This is a genomic window from Anoxybacillus amylolyticus (assembly GCF_001634285.1).
Classification (GTDB): Bacteria; Bacillota; Bacilli; order Bacillales; family Anoxybacillaceae; genus Anoxybacteroides; species Anoxybacteroides amylolyticum.
This window is the reverse complement of sequence record NZ_CP015438.1, coordinates 1,136,509-1,155,886: the sequence shown is the minus strand read 5'-3', so window position 1 is coordinate 1,155,886 and position 19,378 is coordinate 1,136,509. Positions and strand designations below refer to the sequence as shown.

Sequence of the window (19,378 nt, the reverse complement as noted above, 5' to 3'; positions counted from 1 at the left end):
TTCCTTACCTTCAAATCGCTTGCGTCTCGTTCTTATCCCAGTAAAACAAGCTTAGCGCCACTCCATATAACAAATGTCCAAACAGCCAGCAAAACAACGCAGGAACAGAAGTCAATGGAGGTGTCCGCTCCGACAAGGCGGTTGTTGGATAAAGAACAAGGCCAATGAAAAGAGAAATTCCGATCGTACGTACCATCATTTGCTGACGCGTCCATTGGTGCTTTGTGGCAACGTATAAAAGAATCGTCGCTAAAATGACCGATATAATCAGGTGAAAAGAGAACTCGACCATTTCCGAAAACGAAAATCGGTTGAAAACAGGAATATAATCGACATTTAACAGCAGCGTATACACGTTGATGTTCCAACGTATTTCAATCGTTTTTAAAAACAGGCCGAGTATGACGCCAGAAATCACGCCGGCGACACTTCCCTTGATAACGAAACGGGGCAAATTCATGACTCAGTCTCCTTTTTCACTAAAATATACTATAGATGAGCAATTTCAGCAAAAAAGAAGACATGAACGATCACTTCGTTCCTGTTCATATTGATTGACGTGCCCGTGCCCCCTACTGGTCGTGCCATCGTCCTCCGATGATTTCTTTGGCCGCTTTCACAATCGCTTCACCGATGCGCCGATCGAGTTGACCAGTTTCCATATTCGCGAGTGCTGCTGCTTTTTTCACAGTCGCCATCGCTTGGATAAGCTCCCGGTGCAAACGGTAGCCGGTAATCGGGAAATTTTCGACTGCGCGCATCGTTTGAATGCCGTAATACGCGTCAGCTGGAATTTCTTTTTCGCCAAGAAAATCGCGTTCCATTCGTACTGCTTTTGTTTGCATCATTTACGCATCCCAACTTTCTTCTTGTTTTGGCGTAATGTCATTGGCAATTGGCGTTTCCATGATCGCTTTAATGTCAAGCAAATTCGTCGTTTTTCCTAACGCCCACATGAGCTTCGGCACGATCGCTTCCGTATTCATATCGCCTGATAAAATGACGGTATTTTGCGCCACTTTCCGCCCAACTTCATATAATGTTAAATCTTCTCCTTCTTCTAAACATTGCGTCGTAATGACAACTGCCATTCCATCATCAATGAGCTCTTTTATTTTTGGCAACAAATTGCGCCCTTGAAACGGTACACCGCCGCTACCGAAGCTTTCGATGATCACCCCGCGATATAAGTGACGAATGTAATCGAAGATTTCCGGCTTCGTGCCTGGATGAAGTTTTAATAAAAACACATCGGGGCAAAGCGACGGATCAAATTGTAGCTGCTCATGCGTCGTTTCTAGCTCGCATTGATAGTCGATGCGGTCTTTATGAATATAAGCGACGTACGGATGGTTAATGCTTTCAAACGCGTCGTAACTTTTCGTCCGCATTTTTACCGCTCTTGTACCTAAAATGACGCGCCCATCGAATACGACGAAGACGCCGCCGATGTTTTCGCAAGCAAAACGAAGCGCATCGCGTATATTTTTTTTCGCATCCGTTTTTTCAAAGCCGATCGGCACTTGCGAACCGGTCAACACGATCGGTTTATTGCCGTGTTGGAGCATATACGACAACGCAGCCGCTGTATATGCCATCGTATCTGTTCCGTGCGTAACGACAAATCCGTCATAGTTGTCGTAGTTTTGATAAATGGCCTCGGCAATCTCGCGCCAATGCTCCGGCTGCATATTCGTGCTGTCGATGTTCATTAAAATTTGGCTGTCTAACCGATACGGCTGGTTTTCGATTGTGATGTAGCCTGTTAATTGTTCTGCCGTCAGCTTCGGCGTCAGTCCTTCTTCACTTGGAACAGAAGCAATCGTGCCTCCTGTCGCTAATAACAAAATGTTTTTCATCATCGTCACCTCGTGGTGATAAATAATCTATTGTATTTTTTACGTGATGTATTGTACATTATAAGTAAAGTTGTTCGCGATTCGCGTATATATGTTTCAATTATATTCAGAAAAAAAGAAAATAACAAGTGTTTTTATTCGTTTCGCGAACATTCAGTGATGAGCATGAGAGGGAGAGAAAACGATGATTGCAAAACGATTGTCGGAGTTAAGAAAAAAGAAAAAATGGTCATTGCAATATATCGCCGATCAATTAAACATCGCCAAAAGCACATACGCCGGCTATGAATCCGGCTACCGCCAGCCGTCGTTAGAAGCTGTAAAAGAACTCGCCACGTTATTTGCCACGTCGACGGATTACTTGCTTGGCGTCGTCGATGATGAACAACAAACGATTGAACTGACGAACACATCCGTTTCGATTACCGTCGATGGGGAGCGTTTAACAGAAGACGAAATTCATCAACTCATTGCCTTCATTCGAATCAAACGGGAGATGGCAAAAAAATAGGCGTTTCTTTCCATAGAGAAAGAACGCCTATGCAACTGGAAACTTCCCTCTTTTCAATGTCTATGGGGTACTGGGTATTTTGTGACTGAGCCCAGAAGCGGTTAGTCGTTCAGTTCTCTGTCACGGAAAGGCTTGAAGAAGAAAAACTATCTCCGCTTTTCTATTGATTAATCAACACGACTCATTACTTACTTTAAAATCTGAAATCCGTATTTCTCAAAAACTTGGAGAGAATCTTTTGTCTGTATATATTGATAGAAATCTGTAGCCTCTTTTTTATGCTTTGTATTCTTAATGATACCAATTGGATAAATAATAGGAGCATGCATATTAGCAGCTGCTATGTCGACAACTTTTACCTTATTAGATATTTGGGCATCCGTTTTGAAGACAATTCCTGCATCTACTGCATTTGTTTCTACATACAGTAATACTTGGCGCACATCCTTTGTATATACGATTTTTCCGTTTACTTTTTCCCAAAGATTTAACTTCGTTAAGACTTGTTTCCCATACTGACCTGCAGGAGTTGTCTCAGGATTGCCAATAGCAATTTGCTTGATGCTATTGTCTGTTAAAGATTGAAATCCTTTTATCGTATTCCCTTTATCTTTCGGAACAATTAACACGAGTTCGTTTCCTAACAAATTTTTACTTTCTTCTTTGTTAATTAATCCTTTGTCTACGAGCGGGCGAAATTTATTTTCAGCAGCCGAGAAAAATAAATCTACTGGCGCTCCTTGTTCGATTTGCTGTTGCAATGCACCGGAACTTCCAAAGTTAAATACTAATTTTATATTTTTGTGGTCTTTTTCATATCTTTTTTGAATTTCTGTCAGTGCATTTTGTAAACTAGATGCTGCCGAGATAGTTAGTTCTACAGTTTGCTTCGATTCCTGTTTTTTCTCTTCATTGGTACATCCGAACATAAAGAGGAGCGAGACACACAAAAACACACTCATTGTGATGCGAATAACAGGTTTCATCGTTATCTTCCTTTCTTTAACTATTGATTTTCAAGAGTGCCGATTATCCATTATTTTACTAAAAAACATAGAATCCTATGGCTGAACACAAGCTTTTCTGCCTTTTCCCTCGAACAAGAACGCCGACAGGCAAATAACATTTACCCGCAAAGCGTTCTTGTTCGAGGAGAGCATGCTATATAAATGCAGTTTTGTATAATATATTGATAACCTCAATAGGATGATTTATATTTAATGGTAAATGAATGATTCGGATAAAAAGATACATCTGTCTCAAATCGCTTATCTTTCATTTTATCATTATGCTTCCTATAAAGTTTATAAAAATAACTGAATGTTAAAAAGGTGAATGAACCATATGAATTATTCTCCGCTTATCCTTTCCTTTAAAACTGCTACAATCGCAACGCTTATTGTATTTATTACTGGAGTTGTATTAGCAAGATGGATCAGCCGCAGTTCCTTTAGTGGGAAAAGTATTATAGAAGCGATCATTTTATTGCCACTCGTACTTCCTCCTACCGTTGTCGGTTTTGGTTTATTATATGTATTCGGAAAAAACGGGTTTATCGGTCGATTACTCTTTGACTTGTTTGGTTTCCAAGTCGCTTTCACTTGGTACGGTGTTCTTATTGCATCCGTCGTCGTATCCTTTCCCTTAATGTATCAAAGTGCAGCTGCAGCCTTCCAACAATATGACCTAAATATTGAAAATGCTGCTTATACGCTGGGCGCATCTAAATGGAAAGTGTTTTGGACGATATCCTTTCCGCTTGCATGGCCGGGTCTGTTAGCTGGCTTAGTTTTATCGTTCGCTCGAGCGCTTGGGGAATTTGGTGCCACGCTCATGCTCGCCGGCTATATTCCGAATGTCACTGACACCATTCCTTTAGCTATCTATTTTGCAGTGGAATCAGGGAATATGCAAGTAGCAAAATTTTGGACGATCATTATTGTTTGCCTAGGGTTTAGCGCTATTTTGTGGCTGAATTGGTGGAGCAAAAAAAATATAATGAAACATGTACCAAAATAAACGTGATAGTTTATTTGCGTACGCAAAGGGGGCGGCCTCATGCTTACCGTCGATATCCAAAAAAAACTCTCTCATTTTGAATTAAACGTAAAATTTTCCGTAGCTAACGAGATCGTTGTTCTTTTTGGACCTTCCGGTTCTGGAAAAACGACAATTTTACATTGTATTGCCGGAATAAGTAAACCTACTACTGGTACCATCCAACTAAATAATACGGTGTTATTCGACAATAAAAAAATAGTTGTTCCTATACATAAAAGAAATATCGGCTATGTGTTTCAAGACTATGCGCTCTTTCCACATATGACGGTTTGGAAAAACATTGCTTATGGTATGAAAAACGAACGCTTGGCAAAAGAATTAATGAAGGAACTACAAATTGAACAACTTAGTGAAAAATATCCAGTGGAAATTTCAGGTGGCGAAAAACAGCGAGTCGCTATGATACGGGCAATTGCTACCGAGCCAGATGCCTTGCTTTTAGACGAGCCATTTTCTGCTTTAGATAACCAAACAAGGTCAAAAAGTCATGAGGAATTATTACGTATCCACGAACGGTGGCGCATCCCAATTATACTAGTCACGCATCAGTACGAAGAAGCTAAAAAATTAGGAGATCGCATTTTATATGTGCAAGATGGAACCATTCGTGATGAGGAAAGAAAAATACACCGCCCCATGACTTAACCAAAGGAAATACAGTGACACAAACGAATCACATGGTGGAAATAAAAACTCCTCGTCCCAAAACAAAAAGACGGCTCAGCATTACGATGATCCGTCTTTTTGAATGAGAACCTATATGACTCAGCTTCGCTTCCTGCCTTCGCAGGAAAAACCGTTCGTGAATAGGTGATTTTGGCATAAAAATCCATTTTTTGAAATAAGAATTTACAGCTCGTCAAATCCGTTATCGACATTTACTTTTGTATATTGGCGCGATTTTTGTTCAAAAAAGTCCGATTTCCCTAAATCGACTTCCTCGTACGCTTTAATCCAGCGAAGCGGATTGGTGCGATATCCTTCAAAAGGACGTACAAATCCGAGCTGATGACAACGGACATTTGCATAAAACTTTATGTAGTCATGCAAATCTTGAATCGGAATACCATCCATGCTGTTGCCAATAATAACATCGGCCCATTCCATTTCGAGCTGTGCTGCTCTTTTAAACGTTTCTTGCACAAAATGGGCAAGTTCTGGTGTATCATATTCTGGATATTCGCGCAGCACTTCCTTGAAAATTTTTACAAACAAATCGACGTGCAACTGTTCATCGCGGTTAATATAATTAATCATCGTGCTTGTAGCAACCATTTTTTGATTGCGCGCCAAGTTGTAAAAAAACGCGAACCCGGAGTAAAAAAACAACCCTTCTAAAATGACGTCATAAACAATTGATTGTAAAAAGTTTTCTACGGTCGGTTGTTCGACAAACGCTCGGTATCCGTTCGTCACAAAATCGTTTCGCTTGCGCAAAGTCGGTTCGTGCCGCCAAAATTCAAATACTTCCTCTTGCTTTTGCTTCGGGACAAGGCTTGAAAGCACATACGAATACGAATGGTTATGAATGACCTCTTGTTGGGCAAGCATAATCATCAATGCGTTAATACTCGAATCAGTGATGTAGTCAGCCACTTTTCCGGCGTAATCTGTCTGAATGCTGTCAAGTAGGGCGAGCAGCCCGATAATTTTCAAAAATGCTTCTTGCTCGCGTTCCGTAAGCAGAGGAAATTGCTTCACATCTTGTGACATATTAATTTCAAATGGTGTCCAAAAATTCGCAAGCATCCGCTTATATTTCGCGTATGCCCAAGGATATGCAATGTCATCCCAATTTAATACATTGGAACATTTGCCGTTAATAATGCGCGTCGAACGGTTCGGCGCTTCGGCATCCATAATTGCTCGTCTCCCTAACATCCTTTTTCCCCCTTAACTTGTGCATGATTCGCATTCTTCTACAATGCTTGAGGTAGAACGGACGTAATACGTCGTTTTTATTCCTGACTTCCAAGCGTCCAAGTGCAAATGTAATAATTCTTTTGCCTTAATTGTATGCATGACATACATGTTAAACGAAATTGCTTGGTCGATATGGCGCTGCCGAGCAGCATTTTGCCGAATGCTCCAATGTTGGTCAATATGATAGGCCGATTTATAATACCACGTCGTTTGTTCATTTAAATCTGGCACCGTTACAGGAATCTTATAATCTTTCTTTTCTTCCGCATACACTTTTAAAAAAATGGGGTCGATGCTTGCGGTGCTTCCGGCAATAATGGCGGTCGATGCGTTCGGAGCAACTGCCAATACATATCCATTACGCATCCCGTGTTGCGCCACTTGTTCTTTTAAGTTTTGCCAATGTGGTGCCTCGTATCCGCGCTTCGTAAAATAAGCGCCCGTCTGCCAATCAGAGCCGCAAAACGCTGGATAACTCCCTTTTTCTTTCGCTAATTCCATGCTTGCTTGAATGGTGAGATAGGCAATTTTTTCATACAGCTCGTCGGCATAAACTACTGCTTCTTTCGATTCCCAACGAATTCCTTTTAATGCTAATAAGTGATGCCAACCAAACGTTCCAAGCCCGACTGCCCGATATTTTTCGTTCGTCAGCTGTGCTTGCAACACTGGGATTCGGTTTAAATCAATAACGTTGTCAAGCATCCGCACTTGAATCGGAATTAATCGCTCTAGTATGTTATCCGTCACTGCACGTGCCAGATTAATAGACGATAAATTGCAGACAACAAAGTCCCCAGGCGTTTTTTCAATGATAATTTTTCCATCTTTCGTATATTGTGTTTCCATCACCGTCGGGCTTTGGTTTTGTGTAATCTCCGTGCAAAGGTTGCTGCAATAAATCATGCCAACGTGCGCGTTCGGATTTTTTCGGTTGACTTCATCGCGGTAAAACATAAATGGCGTACCGGATTCTAATTGGCTGCGCATGATACTTTTCATGATTTCAATCGCCGGTACTTTTTCTTTCGAAAGCCGCTCATCGTATACGCACTGCCAATATTTTTCACGGAAGCTGCCACTTCCTTTTGCTTCGTCGTAAAAATCTTCTAAGCTAAACCCCATCACTTTGCGAACTTCATGCGGGTCAAACAAATACCAATCTCCTCTAGTTTCCACTTGTTCCATAAAGAGGTCAGGGATGCAAACACCAGTAAATAAATCATGCGTACGCAACCGTTCGTCACCATTGTTTAATTTCGCATCGAGAAAAGCAAATATATCTTTATGCCATACGTCTAAATAGACGGAAATCGCTCCTTTCCGCTGTCCAAGTTGGTCAACGCTGACAGCTGTATTGTTTAGCTGCTTCATCCATGGAATGACGCCAGAGGAAACGCCTTTAAATCCTTTAATATCGCTGCCGCGGCTGCGAATTTTGCCAAGATACACCCCTATTCCGCCGCCAGATTTCGAAAGGTTAGCAATATCCGTATTGCTGTCATAAATCCCTTGCAAGCTATCGTCAATAGTATCGACAAAGCAGCTAGATAATTGCCCGTAGCTTTTTCCCGCATTGGCTAGCGTCGGAGTGGCGACCGTCATGTATAAATGACTTAACGCCCAATACGCTTCTTTAATAAACAACAATCGCTTTTCACGCGGCTCTTTCGCCATTAACGCCATCGCGATAATTAAAAACCGTTCTTGCGGCAATTCGTAAAGATTTCGTTCATAGTCGCGTGCAAGGTACCGATCTGCAAGCGTGCGTAATCCGATATAGGTAAATAACTTGTCTTTTTCCGGATCAATCAGTGTCCCGAGTTTCTCGATTTCTTCTTTCGAATAATCGTCAAGTAGCGAACGATCATACACTCCTTTCGTGACAAGCGAAGTGATAAGCTCATAAAAATTACCATAACGCTCTCTCGGATCATACCGACGTTGCTTAGCAGCTTGCTTGTAGAGGGTTTGTAAATACAAATTAGCACAAACAAATGTCCACTCCGGCTCTTGTTCGCTAATACGAGCCAACCCTTCCAAAATGAAAACGTCTATCAATTCTTCTAACAACCAATCCGGTTTCGCCTGCCAATGGCGAAATATGCGCTCCACATAACTTTCTGTTTCCAAGTTCGGAAAATCGTTCGTCCATTCGCGAACAAATGTAGCAATCTCCTGTTTCGAAATCGTCTTCACCGCCACTGCATATCCTCCTCCAATAAAAAATCCACTCTGGATCGAGTGGATGAAACGACAGCACAAAAAGGGTGCAACCTCCCCTTCTCGCCATCGTTTCATCTTCTCCATCCCCGAAGAATGTGAAACGAAACAAGCAAGGCAGGTCTCCTGACTCGTGCTTCTTCCTACTTTGGTCCCTTCCCGTATACGCGCCGATAAAGCTTTCATATACAGTGGCACTCCCATTTCGTCTGCACTGACAGTTGCGGGGGCAGTTCTGGATTCACACCAGATTCCCTATTAAGTCCAAACAGACACCATTGCTTGCGGCTTCCTTACTTACTATATATAGTTTTCTTAACAAATAAAAATACAATATGTTGTATTTCGTAGTTGTACTTTTTCCATCATAAACGAAAAAAGCGGAAATTTCAACTATGTTTTTTTACGAAAAAAGAAGATGAGCTTGCCCTTTGTACACAGCCGATGAGCAAAAAATAATAATAGGATACATATCTATATAAGTTGCAATAAAGAATTTCCGATTTTTCGTTTCCGCTTTTATCTCAATACGAGCTGATATGGTATAACGTGGAAGGTAGTAAGCTGGATGTAAAACAAAATTTCAACTTATATATACAACTGGAGAGTTTAACTTATTTTTTGACTGTCGGAGGCAAGCCAAAGGATTGCCTCTGTCACGCCTTCGCGTGACAGAGGACCAAACAACCAACCGCTTCACAGACAAATGCATTTGTCTGGAAGCGGTGTTGTTCGGTCGCCCGACAGTCGAAAAATGTTAACACTTCAATGTGCATTTATAGAATAAAAAGGCTCTTCACCAAAAGTTGCGCTCGATTTTTGAACAAAAGTAGATTCAATACTTTCTTACCTTAAAATAAAAAACCCGAGCTCTTCTACAGAACTCGGGTCTTCCGATGATTCCGACTGGGCTCGAACCAGCGACCTCTACCCTGTCAAGGTAGCGCTCTCCCAGCTGAGCTACGGAATCATATTTGTCACTGTGCTCTATCGAACACACTTCTTATTATATAGACGAGCATGTGATTTGTCAAATACTTTTTTCAAAAAAATTTCTCCCCCCTCCTTCTTTACGCCACGCCTAGGATAAACGGCAATTATCGTATAATAAAACAAAAGATCAGGAGGGATTGGCAAAACGATTGTCCATGTATTAAAAGAAAAATTAGCCCCGTTTGTCATTTATTTATTCGGCTCCACTGTCAACGGAACGGTTCGTCCAAACAGCGATGTTGATATCGCTTTTTTGAGCGATAAAAAAGAGCTAGATCCATATGAACTGTTTATGATCGCCCAAGAGCTCGCCGATCTCTTAAAACGGGAAGTAGACCTTATCGACCTTCAACAAGCAAGCACCGTGTTTCAGGCCCAAGTCGTCCATACCGGAAAAGTGATCTATTGCTCAGATGAGAAAAAACGAATGGAATTTGAGTTAAAAGCGTTTAAAATGTACGCTAAGTTAAACGAAGAACGTTCGGTCATCTTAAAAAAAATAAGCGAAAGCGGGTCTGTTTATGGAAAATGATGTGATTTTGAATAAAATTAGCGTCATCGAACGATGCTTGAAGCGCATCCGTGAAGAATACGAAGATAACCCAAATCATTTGCAAAACGATACAAAACAAGATTCAATTATTCTCAATCTCCAACGAGCGTGCAAAGCAAGCATCGATCTCGCGATGCACATCGTATCGAAAAAACAGCTTGGCCTTCCGCAAAACAGCCGGGATGCGTTTACGCTATTGGAAGAACACGGAATTATTTCATCTTCCCTCGCGCAAAAAATGAAAGCAATGATCGGCTTTCGAAACATCGCGGTTCACAATTATCAACAACTAAACTTAACCATTTTACAAGCCATTTTGGAACATCATTTAACCGACTTTACCGAATTCAGCCAAGCTATCCTTCGTTATCACGAATAAGCATCATTTTGCATAAAGATGACACCCACCCATTGTCCTCGCTCCACTTTTTGTGATATGATGAAAAGAAACACTTGAAACGGAGGGGATGTTGATGAGATACGTCACACTAGCAGACGTGTTTGCCCATCCGGTGGCACAAAAATATTTAAAGCGGTCTGGGATCGCCCATGCGATCGCGACGGCTTATCATGCATATCGTCTCGCCTTGCAATATGGCGTCAACGTCGATCTTGCGACAAAAGCTGCCCTATTGCATGATATTGGCCATTATGAATGGTATTCGAACGGAACTTGGGATTACGAACAATATAAGCAAAATGACATCCACGCCATCAAAGGCGCTGAGCGGGCGCACAAGCTATTGATCCGCTTAGGTGAACACCCGAAAAACGCCAAAGAAATCGCCCTCGCTATTCTCTTGCATACTGATTCCTACCTGCCGGAAGGGGAATTCAAACGAAAACCGCTGCAAACAATCATCAAGCTCGCCGACGAAGCCGACGAAGAACTAGGTGGCAAACATCATTACCGAAAAATCGACGAAACACTTGCTTGGAAAAAAATAAAACAGCTCGACAAACTCGTCGACCGCCAAATGCATAACGAGCGGCTCGATGACATTGTATAGGCTAGGTGGACACATCCCCTAGCCTATGAAACTGCTTCTGACGTCTTGACATAGGTGAGCGCCTCTGAAAAATCTACGATTAAATCTTCCGCTGCTTCTAACCCAACACTTAAGCGCAACAAGCCGTCGGTAATTCCCCGCTTCTCTCTTTCTTCTTTCGGCATCGCCGCATGCGACATTTTCGCTGGATATGACAAAATCGACTCGACCGCCCCTAAACTGACCGCAAATACCGGAATTTTTACATGCTGCACAAACGTGCGAACTGCTTCTTCATCCGCTAAGTGAAACGACAACACCGCCCCGAACCCAGACGCTTGATATCGGTGAATCGAATGACCTGGATGATCCGAAAGCCCCGGATAATACACAGCCTCAACTTTCGGATGTTTCGCTAAAAATTTGGCGATTTTGAGCGCTGATTGGGCCGATTGCTCAAGGCGGACGTGAAGCGTCTTTAAACCGCGCAACACAAGCCACGCATCTTGCACGCCTAATACCGCCCCGAACGCATTTTGCAGCTTATACAGCCGATCGGCAAGCTCTTTATCCTTTACGACCGCAAGTCCGGCCAATACATCGCTATGCCCAGCTAAAAATTTCGTCGCGCTATGCAACACGACATCGACGCCCAAATCAAGCGGACGCTGCAAGACCGGTGTCATAAACGTGTTGTCTAAAAATGTTAAACAGCCGTTCGCTTTCGCCAGCTTCACAATGCCGTGAATATCAGTAATTTTTAACAGCGGATTCGATGGTGTTTCGACATAAATCACTTTCGTATTCGGGCGAATATGCGAAGCGACTTCATGCAAATCCGTCATATCGACAAACGTGTATTCAATGCCAAAGCGGCTCAATACTTCTGTAATCATCCGGTACGTGCCGCCGTACACGTCTTCGGTCACCAAAACGTGGTCGCCTTTTGACAAAAGCAAAAACGCCGTGGAAATCGCGGCCATGCCGGAAGAAAAGGCAAAGCCCCGCACTCCTCCTTCCAGTTCGGCAATCGTCTCTTCTAATGCCTCCCGTGTCGGATTGCCGGAGCGGCTGTAATCATATTTTCCGAACTCATCAAAATTGGCTTGATGGAACGTAGACGCATGCTGGATCGGCACGCTGACAGCTCCCGTCTGCTCATCGATTTTCCATTTGTTATGCAATAAATTTGTTTGAAACGAAAACGATTTTTCCATTTCACTACACCTCTTTCATTTTTTCCAAGGCTTGTGACAAATCAGCAATTAAATCTTCGACATGCTCAATGCCGACGGAAAAGCGCAGCAGGCGGTTACAGACACCGTTGGCGATACGAATTTCTTCTGGAATGTCGGCATGGGTTTGCGTCGCCGGATACGTAATAAAGCTTTCCACCCCGCCTAAACTTTCGGCGAATGTAATGAGCTTCAAACTTTGCAAAAAGCGGTTCACCCATCGTTCGTCGCGCACACGAAACGACAGCATTCCGCCTCGCCCTGGATACAATACGTCTGTCACATCTTCATGCGCTGCTAAAAATTCGCTAATCACTTTCGCATTTTCCTCATGCTTTCGCATCCGTAACGCGAGCGTCTTCATCCCACGAATTAGCAGCCATGAGTCAAACGGCGATAGCACTGCTCCAATGGCGTTATGGTATTCAGCCAACCGTTGACACAGTGCTTCTCCCTTAGCGACGACAAGACCCGCTAGCACATCGTTATGACCGCCTAAATATTTCGTCGCGCTATGAATCACAATATCTGCTCCTTGTTCAATCGGACGCTGGATGACCGGCGTATAAAACGTATTGTCAACAATGAGAAGCAATCCGTGCCGCTTGGCAAGCTGAGCCACTTCGCGAATGTCTGTTTCTTGCATAAGCGGGTTCGTCGGCGTTTCAAGAAAAATCGCTTTCGTTTTTTCTGTAATCGATTTCTCCACTAATGATATGTCGAGAAAATCCACATAATGAAATGACAACCCGTACTTTCTCCATCCTTTTTCAAAAAGCCGATATGTACCACCGTAAAGATCGGCGGACACTAAAAACTCATCGCCGCTTTCAAACAGCGCCAATACCGTCTGAATCGCCGCCATGCCCGAGCTAAACGCATACCCTTGGTCTCCGCCTTCAAGTTGGGCAATTGCTTCTTCGACGATTTTTCGTGTTGGATTTCCTGTACGGATATAATCAAACCCTGTCGACTGTCCAATTCCTTCGTGGCGATAAGCCGTTGAAAAATAAACAGGCGGATTAACGGTTCCTGTCACCGTTTCGCTTCGATTGCCAATTTGCGCAAGCAATGTCTCGAAATTTTTCATCATTTCCTCTTCCTTTCCAAAAAATAAAAGCCTTCTAAGAAGAAGGCTTTTTGCTCGAAACAAATACGCTTCTTCTTATCTTCCGAATTGAATCCAATTCGCTGGATTTAGCACCTGGCCGATACCGGCTGGTTGCTGAAGCTTCACAGGGCCAGTCCCTCCGCTTCTCTTGATAAGAATGAATAACTATATAGAATTTTCTGATTTTATATCAATTTACACGATTTTTTTGGAATTTGCAAGCAATTTTTTGTTCTTATCTCTAAGCTAGTGTAAGATGTAGTGTAAGATGCTTTGAACATGCTACAATAATAGACGAATTTTACATCTGGAGGGCAAGCGATGATTATTCAAAAAGGAACTGTGATGGAACAGACAGTGTATAGCCGTGAATTAGGGGAAGATATGCCGCTATTAGTTTATTTGCCAAGCACGTTTTCTCCGCTATATAAGTATTCGGTGTTGATTGCGCAAGACGGAAAAGATTACTTTATGTTTGGTAAAATAGGTCGTGTGGTGGAACAACTAATGGAAGAACGTGCGATTGACCGCACGATTGTCGTTGGCATTCCGTATGCGAATGTGGATGACCGGTATGAAAAATACCATCCAAACGGAACAAAGCATGCCGCTTACGTAAAATTTTTAGCGAATGAACTTGCGCCATTAATCGATCGTGAATTTCCGACATATCAAATGGGTATGGGGCGCTCTTTCATCGGCGATTCGCTCGGTGGAACGGTATCGCTCCTCACAGCGCTTACATATCCACATACGTTTGGAAAAATTGCGATGCAATCGCCATATATCAATGATATGATATTAGAAAAAGTCGAACAGTTTAGCGAACCGCATTTGCTCAAACTGTACCATTCTATCGGCACGGAAGAAACCGCTGTCAAAACAACGGACGGTCGGGTTCGCGATTTTGTCACCCCAAACCGACAGGTGCGCGATCGTTTTCTACAAAAAGGATTTGACTACACGTACGAAGAATTTGCCGGCGATCATACGTGGACATATTGGCAGCCAGATCTCCCGAAGGCGCTTGCTTCGATTCTTGCGTTCTAACGAAAGATCACACTGTCATCCTTTTCAAAATTTTGTTATAATTAAATAATACCGAATAAGGAGGGATTCCGATGAAGTATGGTATTGCTATTTTTCCATCGAAACGAGTACAAGATTTCGCCAATTCGTATCGCAAACGTTACGACAGCCATTATGCGCTCATCCCGCCGCATATTACACTAAAAAGCGCGTTTGAAGCAGATGAACAGCAAATCGACCAAATCGTCCAAGAACTGCAGCGAATCGCAGCGGAAACGGCTGTCATCCCGTTAACCATTACGAAGTTCAGCTCATTTTATCCGTCAAACACTGTTATTTATTTAAAAGTCGAGCCCAACGAAACATTAACGGCACTACATCAAAAATTATATAGCGGCATTTTCACCGACCAACCAGAATTCGCTTTCGTGCCACATATTACAATCGGGCGCGATTTATCCGATGGGGAATATTTTGACGTTTACGGACAACTAAAAATGCAGACCGTCCACTTTTCTGAAACAGCTGACCGATTCCATTTGCTTTATCAGCTTGAAGATGGCGCCTGGACTGTATACGAAACATTCCGGCTTGGAAAGGAAAATGCATAATGAACGTGATGTTTGGAAAAAAAGAGGAGGCGCTTTATGAAGATGCGCTTTATGTGCGCCGACTCGTCTTCGTCGAAGAACAACGCGTTCCGCTCGAAGAAGAAATCGACCAGTTCGAAGGCGAAGCGGTTCATTTTGTGCTTTACGACGAAACGAACCCAATCGGTGCAGGCAGATTTCGTTTATTGGATAAAACAACCGCGAAAATCGAACGAATTTGCGTCTTACCTCACGCAAGAAAAACAGGTGCCGGTCGCCTTTTAATGGAGCACATTGAACAAGTAGCAAAACAACATGGTGCGACAAAAGCAAAACTAAACGCGCAAACTCATGCAGAGCCGTTTTACAAAAAACTCGGCTACGAAACCGTTTCCGACATCTTTTTAGATGCTGGTATTCCACACGTAACGATGATTAAAACGCTTTAGGACCGTGCATACGGTCCTAATTGACTTTCTCTGACTTCTCACTTTTTTCTTTCGCTTCTCCCTTTTCGCAACAGGTGGGGAAAGAATAACGCGGGAAGCGGCTACTACCGAAAATCCTCTCGTTACTCGTTTCATTTTCCTCCCCTTTTTTCTTATTGTATGTTTTGTTATCATTAAGATTGATTGAAATGGAAAAAGGAGTTTTGCAATGGAACGGGCACTATACAAAGGAAAACCTATTCATCTTTCCGTGCTTGCGCGCGAAAAATATGAAGCTGTCTACGAATTATCGTTACGTGGAAAAATAGTTTGTATGCATTGTGGCGAGCCGCTCAAATTATATTTAGGCATCCAAAAAACGCCGCATTTTTATCACAACGAACCGACTGCGTGCTCGTTTTCTCTCACAAACAAGCGGCAGTGGAATATGCCGATCGCCTATGAGCCGCCTGTTCCGTTTCAACAAAAGAAGCGAACAAAAACATACGAAGCAACTGGCTATCTTCGCATCCTTTCGGAGGCAGGGGTTTCCCTTGACGATGCACAGTTACAAGCCGTAACAACGACAGAAGGACCACTGCTTGTGCTTGCCGGCGCTGGAAGCGGCAAAACACGCGTCTTAACGGCGCGAACAGCGTATATGATTGCGGAAAAAGGAATTTCGCCGTCAAGCATGATGCTTGTCACCTTTACGACAAAAGCAGCACAAGAAATGAAAGAGCGCTTGTTGACGTACCCAGCGATGCATCCGACTGCTATTTCCCAGCTTGTGTCCGGCACGTTCCATAGCATCTTTTATCGCATGGTTTCCCACACCGACCGCGAGCGCTGGCATACAAGCCGCCTCTTAAAATGGGATTGGCAACGAGAGCAATTAATTAAAGAGGCAGGGCGCGAAATCGGATTAGATGAGCGGCAATTTGCCTATGACCAAGCGCTCCAACAAATTTCGTATTGGAAAAATACGCGGACAGACGTCGATGACCTTCATCCAACCGAACAATGGAAGGCACAAACCGTCTATTTATACAAACGGTATGAAGAAATGAAACAAGCGCAGCGACTGTTTGACTTTGATGATATGCTCATCGGCTGTTATGACATGCTTTTAGAGCGCCCAGCGCTGCTTACGCGCTATCAAGAGCGATTTCGCTATTTTTTAATCGATGAATTTCAAGACATTAACCAAGTGCAATACGACATTATCAATCTCTTATGTGCGCACACGCGCAACCTTTGTGTCGTCGGAGATGACGACCAAGCAATTTATTCGTTTCGTGGCTCTGACCCATCATTTATTCTTAAGTTTGATAAAAACTACCCAGAAACAAAAATCATTACGCTGACGGAAAACTATCGTTCGTCTCATAGCATCGTTTCGCTTGCAAACACGGTCATTTCCCGCAACCGCTCGAGGCAAAAAAAACAAATGAACGCCCAGTTTTCGGCGGACGAGCTTCCGCTTTTCTTCTTTCCATATGACGAAGAAGAGGAAGCAACAATGGTCGTCGAAGATATAAAAGAACGGCTAGAAAACGGCGCGAATCCCGTTGATTTTGCAATTTTATACCGCACGAACACCGCCTCACGTGCAATATTTGAGCGGCTTGTGCAATCAAAACTCCCGTTTATGCTCGCAAGCGACAGCGAATCGTTTTATGAGCGACGGTTCGTCCGCTATTTACTTGCGTATTTGCGTTTAAGCATAAATCCGAACGATGAAAAAGCGATGAACGATTTACTTGTGTCGCTATTTTTAAAACAAACGATTTTACAAGAACTAAAAGCACTTAGCATTCTCGAAGATTGCTCGCTTGTTAAGGCGCTTGCAAAACTAACCAATATCCAGCCGTTTCAGCGCAAAAAATTAAAGGAAATCGTGCCGCTTTTTAAACAACTTGCGAAATTAAAACCGCTAGAGGCAATCGAATTAGTGGAAACGGAGATGGGCTTTTCCGAATTTCTGAAAAAGCGCGGCAACGACGGAAACATCATCGAACGGGGCGCTGATGACATTCGCGACGTCAAAGTAGCCGCGAAAAAATTTAAAACGGTGCCCGCCTTTCTTCGCCACATCGACGACATGACCGAATCAGCAAAACACGTCAACAAGCACGAACAAGCGATTCAACTTTCAACCATTCATCGCGCCAAAGGGTTAGAATACAAATACGTCTATATTTTAGGAGCGGTAGAAGGAAGTATCCCACATGACTATGCGCTCGAGGCATACCGAAATGGAGATATATTGCCATTAGAAGAAGAGCGTCGCTTATTATACGTCGCCATTACAAGAGCGCGATATGGCGTTTTTTTTTCTGTCCCATCGCAGCGCCGGTTAAAAGCCGCAGCACCGTCCCGCTTTCTAAAAGAATTTATCACAAAGATAAGCGAGGGAGTTCGTAAATAACTCCCCTCGCTTATTTTTTATTAATCATATTGGCAATCGTATTGAAATCAAGTTGTTTGCCGTTTTGAATGATCGTTTGAACAATTTTATCTTCTAATTCTTTCGGCACTTTACGGTTGGCGATTTGTGCGACGCGCTTAATGACGCCGCGAACCGTTTGCTCATCCTTGAAATTCGCATGCTGAAGCGAATTGGCGAGCTCTAAAATATCTTTCATATTCACGCCTGTTTTCTTTTCTACATTCTTAAAAAATTGGTTATCCATCATGTCAACCTCCCTTGTTTTACTAGCGTATGAAAAAAATAACGATCAGTGCATGGAAACAAGAAAAAGTACGAGCTGTTTTCAACGAAACAGCCCGTACCATTTCTTCTTTAACCGACGAACGCAGCACCGACAATAATTAACAAAATAAACAATACAACGATTAACACGAATGTAGAGCCGTAGTAACCGCCATATCCATACCCACCATATCCGTATCCGCAATATCCAAACATTGCTTTGCACCTCCTTGCGCGTTGGTAATGTTATCGTATGCGGAAACAACTCGAACGGTATGGGCGGCTGCTAAGAAAAATAACGGAAAAGTTGTGTGAGCTGCTTTTCTTTTTTTCGAAACCAGCCATCGATGTTCGTCAAGTCACCATTCACTTCTTGCAAAAATTGGTTGTTCACTTTTTCGATTTCTTTCATTTTCTTGTCAAATTCTGTTCCCCATTTTGTGATTCGCTTTAAAAATTGGTCATGTCCTTCTTGCTTTGACTTTGCGACTGCTTCTAACGATTTTTCGAATTGTTTGCTCATCTTGTCACCGCCTTTCTCTTAATGATGTATGCTGAAAGAAGACAACGTGCCAAGGCGGATGAAATATGATAAAGTAAAAACGTACATCGTTGACGAGGAGGGGATAGTTTGAAAGAATTACAAACCGCCGAGCAGTTTCACGAAGCAATCACGTCAGAAAAGCCGGTCATCGTAAAATTTTATACGACGTGGTGTCCTGATTGTGTACGAATGGACATGTTTATCGATGAGATTGTCCGCGAATATTCGCAATACGAGTGGTTGCAAATCAATCGCGACAACGTGCCAGACATTGCTGAGGCGTATCAAGTAATGGGCATTCCGAGCCTACTTGTCTTTCAAAACGGACAAAAAATCGCACACCTTCATAGCGCCAATGCCAAAACTCCAGAAGAAGTGCGAGCGTTTTTACAGTCGATTTCTTAGTCCATGAAAAAACAGCCGATGGTTGCATCGGCTGTTAATAGTCAATGTCTTCAAAATCTTTCGGTTGATGGGTCAGATAGTCGTCTTTGTTGATCCACTCGATCGTTATTTCTTCGTCCGTCGTGTAAGTATGCTTCTCCCCGTCATTTTCCTTCAATGATAACTTCATTTCCTCATCGGTTGTTTTTACTCGTCGATTTTCCATCCA

General features: G+C 42.8%; 22 protein-coding genes, 1 tRNA gene, 1 pseudogene and 2 riboswitches. Of the genes and pseudogenes, 11 read left to right on the top strand and 13 right to left on the bottom strand.

Annotated elements, in window-relative coordinates; translation table 11 throughout:
* Positions 1-10 precede the first annotated feature (10 nt).
* From GFC30_RS05990 to GFC30_RS05980, 3 genes and pseudogenes are all read right to left on the bottom strand, one after another.
* Complete coding sequence (locus tag GFC30_RS05990) at positions 11-460, bottom strand: hypothetical protein (RefSeq protein WP_066323341.1); 450 nt, start codon at positions 458-460, stop codon at positions 11-13.
* A gap of 62 nt (positions 461-522) precedes the next feature.
* A pseudogene (locus tag GFC30_RS05985) lies at positions 523-848 on the bottom strand (lyase family protein); the annotation flags it as partial.
* The gene (locus tag GFC30_RS05980) at positions 849-1,859 is read right to left on the bottom strand and encodes an asparaginase (RefSeq protein WP_066323339.1); all 1,011 of its coding nucleotides are present in this window, start codon (positions 1,857-1,859) and stop codon (positions 849-851) included.
* Between the two features lie 184 nt (positions 1,860-2,043).
* Here GFC30_RS05980 and GFC30_RS05975 point away from each other — a divergent pair, with 184 nt between their 5' ends.
* A complete protein-coding gene (locus GFC30_RS05975; RefSeq protein WP_066323338.1) occupies positions 2,044-2,370 on the top strand; it encodes a helix-turn-helix domain-containing protein in 327 nt (108 codons plus the stop codon).
* A gap of 188 nt (positions 2,371-2,558) precedes the next feature.
* Here GFC30_RS05975 and modA read toward each other — a convergent pair whose 3' ends face one another.
* Positions 2,559-3,356 carry a molybdate ABC transporter substrate-binding protein gene (gene modA, locus GFC30_RS05970; RefSeq protein WP_066323337.1) on the bottom strand — a complete coding sequence of 266 codons (798 nt, stop codon included), beginning with the start codon at positions 3,354-3,356 and terminating at the stop codon, positions 2,559-2,561.
* Positions 3,357-3,714: 358 nt separating this feature from the next.
* Here modA and modB point away from each other — a divergent pair, with 358 nt between their 5' ends.
* Together modB and GFC30_RS05960 are read left to right on the top strand one after the other, a co-directional pair.
* Positions 3,715-4,389: a molybdate ABC transporter permease subunit gene (modB, locus tag GFC30_RS05965; RefSeq protein WP_179946288.1), complete on the top strand. Its 675-nt coding sequence runs from the start codon at positions 3,715-3,717 to the stop codon at positions 4,387-4,389.
* 39 nt (positions 4,390-4,428) lie between these two features.
* Positions 4,429-5,076, top strand: coding sequence for an ATP-binding cassette domain-containing protein (locus GFC30_RS05960; protein ID WP_066323335.1), 648 nt, complete (start codon positions 4,429-4,431; stop codon positions 5,074-5,076).
* Positions 5,077-5,280: 204 nt separating this feature from the next.
* Here GFC30_RS05960 and GFC30_RS05955 read toward each other — a convergent pair whose 3' ends face one another.
* The 3 genes from GFC30_RS05955 to GFC30_RS05945 all read right to left on the bottom strand — a co-directional run bounded on the left by GFC30_RS05955 (position 5,281) and on the right by GFC30_RS05945 (position 9,547).
* Positions 5,281-6,312 carry a ribonucleotide-diphosphate reductase subunit beta gene (locus tag GFC30_RS05955; RefSeq protein WP_066323334.1) on the bottom strand — a complete coding sequence of 344 codons (1,032 nt, stop codon included), beginning with the start codon at positions 6,310-6,312 and terminating at the stop codon, positions 5,281-5,283.
* A gap of 12 nt (positions 6,313-6,324) precedes the next feature.
* Positions 6,325-8,655 carry a ribonucleoside-diphosphate reductase subunit alpha gene (locus tag GFC30_RS05950; RefSeq protein ID WP_084256215.1) on the bottom strand — a complete coding sequence of 777 codons (2,331 nt, stop codon included), beginning with the start codon at positions 8,653-8,655 and terminating at the stop codon, positions 6,325-6,327.
* A 21-nt stretch (positions 8,656-8,676) separates the two neighbouring features.
* Positions 8,677-8,873: riboswitch (cobalamin riboswitch) on the bottom strand.
* A gap of 601 nt (positions 8,874-9,474) precedes the next feature.
* Positions 9,475-9,547, bottom strand: a tRNA-Val gene (locus GFC30_RS05945).
* A 159-nt stretch (positions 9,548-9,706) separates the two neighbouring features.
* On the opposite strand from GFC30_RS05945, the gene mntA reads away from it, so the two are divergent.
* From mntA to GFC30_RS05925, 3 genes are all read left to right on the top strand, one after another.
* Complete coding sequence (mntA, locus tag GFC30_RS05935) at positions 9,707-10,102, top strand: type VII toxin-antitoxin system MntA family adenylyltransferase antitoxin (protein ID WP_066323332.1); 396 nt, start codon at positions 9,707-9,709, stop codon at positions 10,100-10,102.
* Positions 10,092-10,502, top strand: a complete 411-nt coding sequence (gene hepT / locus GFC30_RS05930; protein WP_066323331.1) for a type VII toxin-antitoxin system HepT family RNase toxin — start codon at positions 10,092-10,094, stop codon at positions 10,500-10,502. The genes mntA and hepT overlap by 11 nt, the downstream gene beginning before the upstream one ends.
* Positions 10,503-10,596: 94 nt before the next feature.
* Positions 10,597-11,133: an HD domain-containing protein gene (locus GFC30_RS05925; RefSeq protein ID WP_066323330.1), complete on the top strand. Its 537-nt coding sequence runs from the start codon at positions 10,597-10,599 to the stop codon at positions 11,131-11,133.
* Positions 11,134-11,156: 23 nt separating this feature from the next.
* Here GFC30_RS05925 and metC read toward each other — a convergent pair whose 3' ends face one another.
* Both metC and GFC30_RS05915 read right to left on the bottom strand, forming a co-directional pair.
* Positions 11,157-12,329 carry a cystathionine beta-lyase gene (metC, locus tag GFC30_RS05920; protein WP_066323329.1) on the bottom strand — a complete coding sequence of 391 codons (1,173 nt, stop codon included), beginning with the start codon at positions 12,327-12,329 and terminating at the stop codon, positions 11,157-11,159.
* A gap of 4 nt (positions 12,330-12,333) precedes the next feature.
* Positions 12,334-13,437 (bottom strand): methionine biosynthesis PLP-dependent protein, encoded by a 1,104-nt coding sequence (locus tag GFC30_RS05915; RefSeq protein ID WP_066323328.1) that lies wholly within the window; start codon positions 13,435-13,437, stop codon positions 12,334-12,336.
* 72 nt (positions 13,438-13,509) lie between these two features.
* A riboswitch (SAM riboswitch) is annotated at positions 13,510-13,616 on the bottom strand.
* A 163-nt stretch (positions 13,617-13,779) separates the two neighbouring features.
* Here GFC30_RS05915 and GFC30_RS05910 point away from each other — a divergent pair.
* From GFC30_RS05910 to GFC30_RS05895, 4 genes are all read left to right on the top strand, one after another.
* A complete protein-coding gene (locus tag GFC30_RS05910; protein ID WP_066323327.1) occupies positions 13,780-14,508 on the top strand; it encodes an alpha/beta hydrolase in 729 nt (242 codons plus the stop codon).
* A 71-nt stretch (positions 14,509-14,579) separates the two neighbouring features.
* On the top strand, positions 14,580-15,098 hold the full coding sequence (locus GFC30_RS05905) for a YjcG family protein (RefSeq protein ID WP_066323326.1): 519 nt from the start codon (positions 14,580-14,582) through the stop codon (positions 15,096-15,098).
* Positions 15,098-15,526, top strand: a complete 429-nt coding sequence (locus GFC30_RS05900) for a GNAT family N-acetyltransferase (protein ID WP_066323325.1) — start codon at positions 15,098-15,100, stop codon at positions 15,524-15,526. Before GFC30_RS05905 ends, GFC30_RS05900 begins: the two co-directional genes overlap by 1 nt.
* A 208-nt stretch (positions 15,527-15,734) precedes the next feature.
* Complete coding sequence (locus GFC30_RS05895; RefSeq protein ID WP_066323324.1) at positions 15,735-17,936, top strand: UvrD-helicase domain-containing protein; 2,202 nt, start codon at positions 15,735-15,737, stop codon at positions 17,934-17,936.
* A gap of 10 nt (positions 17,937-17,946) precedes the next feature.
* On the opposite strand, the gene GFC30_RS05890 is transcribed toward GFC30_RS05895, so the two are convergent.
* From GFC30_RS05890 to GFC30_RS05885, 3 genes are all read right to left on the bottom strand, one after another.
* Positions 17,947-18,201: a sporulation-specific transcription regulator SpoVIF gene (locus tag GFC30_RS05890; protein WP_066323323.1), complete on the bottom strand. Its 255-nt coding sequence runs from the start codon at positions 18,199-18,201 to the stop codon at positions 17,947-17,949.
* Positions 18,202-18,311: 110 nt separating this feature from the next.
* Positions 18,312-18,437, bottom strand: coding sequence for a YjcZ family sporulation protein (locus tag GFC30_RS16460; protein WP_084256213.1), 126 nt, complete (start codon positions 18,435-18,437; stop codon positions 18,312-18,314).
* Between the two features lie 70 nt (positions 18,438-18,507).
* Positions 18,508-18,744 (bottom strand): hypothetical protein, encoded by a 237-nt coding sequence (locus GFC30_RS05885; RefSeq protein ID WP_066323322.1) that lies wholly within the window; start codon positions 18,742-18,744, stop codon positions 18,508-18,510.
* Positions 18,745-18,852: 108 nt separating this feature from the next.
* Between GFC30_RS05885 and GFC30_RS05880 the strand changes: the two genes are divergently transcribed.
* Positions 18,853-19,170 carry a thioredoxin family protein gene (locus GFC30_RS05880; RefSeq protein ID WP_066323321.1) on the top strand — a complete coding sequence of 106 codons (318 nt, stop codon included), beginning with the start codon at positions 18,853-18,855 and terminating at the stop codon, positions 19,168-19,170.
* 34 nt (positions 19,171-19,204) lie between these two features.
* On the opposite strand, the gene GFC30_RS17160 is transcribed toward GFC30_RS05880, so the two are convergent.
* Positions 19,205-19,375 carry a hypothetical protein gene (locus tag GFC30_RS17160; RefSeq protein ID WP_169806993.1) on the bottom strand — a complete coding sequence of 57 codons (171 nt, stop codon included), beginning with the start codon at positions 19,373-19,375 and terminating at the stop codon, positions 19,205-19,207.
* Positions 19,376-19,378: the final 3 nt, after the last annotated feature.

Bases quoted from the DNA above. Each gene is read 5' to 3' on its own strand.
- GFC30_RS05990 (WP_066323341.1), bottom strand. From the start codon at position 460: ATGAATTTGCCCCGTTTCGTTATCAAGGGAAGTGTCGCCGGCGTGATT.
- GFC30_RS05980 (WP_066323339.1), bottom strand. From the start codon at position 1,859: ATGAAAAACATTTTGTTATTAGCGACAGGAGGCACGATTGCTTCTGTT.
- GFC30_RS05975 (WP_066323338.1), top strand. From the start codon at position 2,044: ATGATTGCAAAACGATTGTCGGAGTTAAGAAAAAAGAAAAAATGGTCA.
- modA (WP_066323337.1), bottom strand. From the start codon at position 3,356: ATGAAACCTGTTATTCGCATCACAATGAGTGTGTTTTTGTGTGTCTCG.
- modB (WP_179946288.1), top strand. From the start codon at position 3,715: ATGAATTATTCTCCGCTTATCCTTTCCTTTAAAACTGCTACAATCGCA.
- GFC30_RS05960 (WP_066323335.1), top strand. From the start codon at position 4,429: ATGCTTACCGTCGATATCCAAAAAAAACTCTCTCATTTTGAATTAAAC.
- GFC30_RS05955 (WP_066323334.1), bottom strand. From the start codon at position 6,312: ATGTTAGGGAGACGAGCAATTATGGATGCCGAAGCGCCGAACCGTTCG.
- GFC30_RS05950 (WP_084256215.1), bottom strand. From the start codon at position 8,655: ATGAAACGATGGCGAGAAGGGGAGGTTGCACCCTTTTTGTGCTGTCGT.
- hepT (WP_066323331.1), top strand. From the start codon at position 10,092: ATGGAAAATGATGTGATTTTGAATAAAATTAGCGTCATCGAACGATGC.
- GFC30_RS05925 (WP_066323330.1), top strand. From the start codon at position 10,597: ATGAGATACGTCACACTAGCAGACGTGTTTGCCCATCCGGTGGCACAA.
- metC (WP_066323329.1), bottom strand. From the start codon at position 12,329: ATGGAAAAATCGTTTTCGTTTCAAACAAATTTATTGCATAACAAATGG.
- GFC30_RS05915 (WP_066323328.1), bottom strand. From the start codon at position 13,437: ATGAAAAATTTCGAGACATTGCTTGCGCAAATTGGCAATCGAAGCGAA.
- GFC30_RS05910 (WP_066323327.1), top strand. From the start codon at position 13,780: ATGATTATTCAAAAAGGAACTGTGATGGAACAGACAGTGTATAGCCGT.
- GFC30_RS05905 (WP_066323326.1), top strand. From the start codon at position 14,580: ATGAAGTATGGTATTGCTATTTTTCCATCGAAACGAGTACAAGATTTC.
- GFC30_RS05900 (WP_066323325.1), top strand. From the start codon at position 15,098: ATGAACGTGATGTTTGGAAAAAAAGAGGAGGCGCTTTATGAAGATGCG.
- GFC30_RS05895 (WP_066323324.1), top strand. From the start codon at position 15,735: ATGGAACGGGCACTATACAAAGGAAAACCTATTCATCTTTCCGTGCTT.
- GFC30_RS05890 (WP_066323323.1), bottom strand. From the start codon at position 18,201: ATGGATAACCAATTTTTTAAGAATGTAGAAAAGAAAACAGGCGTGAAT.
- GFC30_RS16460 (WP_084256213.1), bottom strand. From the start codon at position 18,437: ATGTTTGGATATTGCGGATACGGATATGGTGGGTATGGATATGGCGGT.
- GFC30_RS05885 (WP_066323322.1), bottom strand. From the start codon at position 18,744: ATGAGCAAACAATTCGAAAAATCGTTAGAAGCAGTCGCAAAGTCAAAG.
- GFC30_RS17160 (WP_169806993.1), bottom strand. From the start codon at position 19,375: ATGGAAAATCGACGAGTAAAAACAACCGATGAGGAAATGAAGTTATCA.